General features: G+C 75.2%; 3 protein-coding genes. 2 read left to right on the forward strand and 1 reads right to left on the reverse strand.

All coding sequences use genetic code 11. From position 1 onward, the window contains the following. Positions 1 to 54: 54 nt before the first annotated feature. A complete protein-coding gene (locus Q4D18_RS03790) occupies positions 55 to 1,302 on the reverse strand; it encodes a hypothetical protein (RefSeq protein WP_303125981.1) in 1,248 nt (415 codons plus the stop codon). Positions 1,303 to 1,504: 202 nt separating this feature from the next. Between Q4D18_RS03790 and Q4D18_RS03795 the strand changes: the two genes are divergently transcribed. Together Q4D18_RS03795 and Q4D18_RS03800 are read left to right on the forward strand one after the other, a co-directional pair. Next, positions 1,505 to 1,951, forward strand: a complete 447-nt coding sequence (locus tag Q4D18_RS03795) for a DUF3151 domain-containing protein (protein WP_303125983.1) — start codon at positions 1,505 to 1,507, stop codon at positions 1,949 to 1,951. Between the two features lie 32 nt (positions 1,952 to 1,983). Next, entirely contained in the window at positions 1,984 to 2,631 is a 648-nt protein-coding gene (locus tag Q4D18_RS03800; protein ID WP_303125985.1) for a thymidine kinase, read from the forward strand.

Here is a 2,631-nt window from a genome sequence, read left to right on the forward strand (position 1 = left end):
GCCCGGCCGCCCGGGGGCGGGGGGGGCCCGGCCGTCGTCGTGTCCGGGGCGCGGTCAGTCCCGGGTGGGGGAGGGCGAGGGCGCCGGGGAGCTCGCCGCCGGGGCGCCGCCCTCGGGGTCGGCCTCCTGGCCCTCCGAGGGGGAGGCGGAGGCGGCGGCGCTCGCGGAGGCGGAGGCCGCCGCGGCGGACTCGGCGGCCTCGCGGGCGGCGCCCACGAACGGGCGCGGGGGCTGACTCGGGGCCACCGGCTCCGGGGCGCCCTCGGGGCGCTCGATGGTGGACTGGTCGTTGAGCATCTCCTCCGGCACCAGGCCCGTGGGGATCTGGAGGGCCCTGTCCAGGGTCTCCTGGTCCATCTGTGCATTCAGGAAGTACGGCGAGGCGACGGAGATGACCTCCTGGAAGGCCGCCGGGTCCTTCAGGACGGTGTCCGCGAGGTGGTCGCGGGCCTGGGTGACCACGGTGGTGCTGTTGGCCACCGGCGAGTTCACCACCTGGGTCAGGCCCTCGTTCTGCGGGCCGTAGCCCTCCATGGATCCGAAGGTGACAGACACCAGCTGGGTGCCGTCCTCGGTGCAGGCCCAGCCCGTGCGCTGCGGCAGCAGGGGGGCGCCGTCCGAGCCGCCCACCATGCCCGGACGCAGGAGCGCGAGCAGGCCCCTGCCCGTGGCGGGGTCGAAGGAGTACTCGTCCGCGCGCACGGCGGGCTCCTCCTGGCACCAGTCCAGGCGGGAGCCGTCGAGGTTGTGCTGGTAGTGCACCATCACCAGCGGAGCGCCCTCGCTGCGGGAGGACGAGCCCTGGTACTGGCAGGTGAGGAACTCGTGGGTCTGGTCCCGGGAGGCGAACAGCTGGACGATGGCGATGTCGTTGGCCACGGGGATGTGGGTGGCCACGGCGTCCAGGGTGGCCTGCTCCAGGACGTCCTGGGTGCAGTCCATGACGGCGACCGAGTCGTTGCGGCGCGAGGCCACGTTCTGCCATCCCTGGGTGGCGGCGCCGGCCGAGACGCCGGGCCCCACGGTCTCCAGCGCCTCACGGGGCTCGGGGCGGTCGCTGCCCTCGGCGCGCTCGGAGGCACGGGCCTCGCGGATCTGCGCGGCCGCCTGGGACGCGGGGCTCTCCGGGTCACCCGTGGCCGTGGCGGCCACGCCGGGCGTCGAGGGGCCGCCCGCCGGGGCGGGAGCGGCCGAGGAAGGCGATGTGCTCTCGCCTCCTCCGCAGCCGGTCAGCGCGAGGGCCAGGGCGGCCGCACCGAGGACCGGGGCGATGTGGCGGCGCGCGGGCGCGGGGTGGGACATGCGGGTCTCCTTCGGATCGCGTCCTCGCCCGGGTGCGAGGCCTCCGGCCTCCGGGCGGACGCGGGCACCACGGTACCGGACGTGCCTGGGGGCGCCCCGGCCCTGCCGGGGCCGGTCGATAGACTCGGGCGCGAACCCCGCCGGCCGCGCGTCGGCGTCCCCCCACGTCCCGCCCGCGCGGGTCAGGAAAGAGGTGTGAGCGATGTCCGAGTCCCTCATCGGCAGGAATCTGATGGAGCCACCGGCCACCCTCCTGCCGGAGGAGCCCGAGGTGCTGGCGCGCCTGGCGGCCGGGGATCTGCCCGAGGACGTCGTCCCCGTGGCCCCGGAGTCCTCCCTCGTGTGGGCCCTGATGGCCGAGGACGCCTGGTCCGAGGGCCGCGTCGTGGACTCCTATGCGTACGCCCGCGTGGGCTACCACCGCGGCCTCGACGCGCTGCGCAAGGCGGGCTGGCGCGGTGCCGGCCCCGTGCCGTGGTCCCACGAGCCCAACCGCGGCTTCCTGCGCGCCCTGTACGCCCTCGGCCGCGCCTCCGCCGGGATCGGGGAGGCCGAGGAGGTCCAGCGCATCCGCACGTTCCTGGACGACTCGGACCCCACGGCCGCCGAGCAGATCGAGGCCACGCAGGGCGGGGCCGGGCGGGCCTGAGGCCCGCGCCGGACCGGAGCGCCGCCGTCGTCATGGCCAAGCTCTACTTCCGCTACGGAGCCATGAACTCCGGCAAGTCCACCGGCCTGCTGCAGGCCGCGTTCAACTACGAGGAGCGCGGGCAGCGGGTCCTGCTGGCCAAGCCGGCGCTGGACACCAAGGGCGACGACGAGGTGGTCTCCCGCCTCGGCGTCACTCGCCCGGTGGACTTCCTCATCCCCGCCGGCGCGGACGTGGTGGCGCTCTTCCACCGGCACGCCTCGGCTGAGGACCCCGACGCCCTGGTGGACCACCTGGACGGGGCCGTGCCGCCGGTGGCGTGCCTGCTGGTGGACGAGGCCCAGTTCCTCGAGCCGGCCCAGGTGGACGACCTGCTGCGGATCGCCGTGCTGGAGGGCGTGCCCGTGATGGCCTACGGGATCCGCACCGACTTCCGGACGCACTCCTTCCCCGGGTCCGGGCGGCTGCTGGAGCTCGCGCACTCGCTCGAGGAGCTCAAGACCATCTGCCGCTGCGGCCGCAAGGCGCTGTTCAACACGCGGCAGGTGATGGACCCGGCCACGGGCGCGCGCCGGTTCGTGTTCGAGGGGGACCAGGTGGCGATCGACGGCGTTGAGGTCACCTATGAGTCCCTGTGCGGGGCGTGCTACCTGGAGGAGTCCGGCGGGCGGCTCGGCTGA

It is taken from the genome of Micrococcus sp. (assembly GCF_030523875.1).
Classification (GTDB): Bacteria; Actinomycetota; Actinomycetes; order Actinomycetales; family Micrococcaceae; genus Micrococcus.

Bases quoted from the DNA above. Each gene is read 5' to 3' on its own strand.
- Q4D18_RS03790 (WP_303125981.1), bottom strand. From the start codon at position 1,302: ATGTCCCACCCCGCGCCCGCGCGCCGCCACATCGCCCCGGTCCTCGGT.
- Q4D18_RS03795 (WP_303125983.1), top strand. From the start codon at position 1,505: ATGTCCGAGTCCCTCATCGGCAGGAATCTGATGGAGCCACCGGCCACC.
- Q4D18_RS03800 (WP_303125985.1), top strand. From the start codon at position 1,984: ATGGCCAAGCTCTACTTCCGCTACGGAGCCATGAACTCCGGCAAGTCC.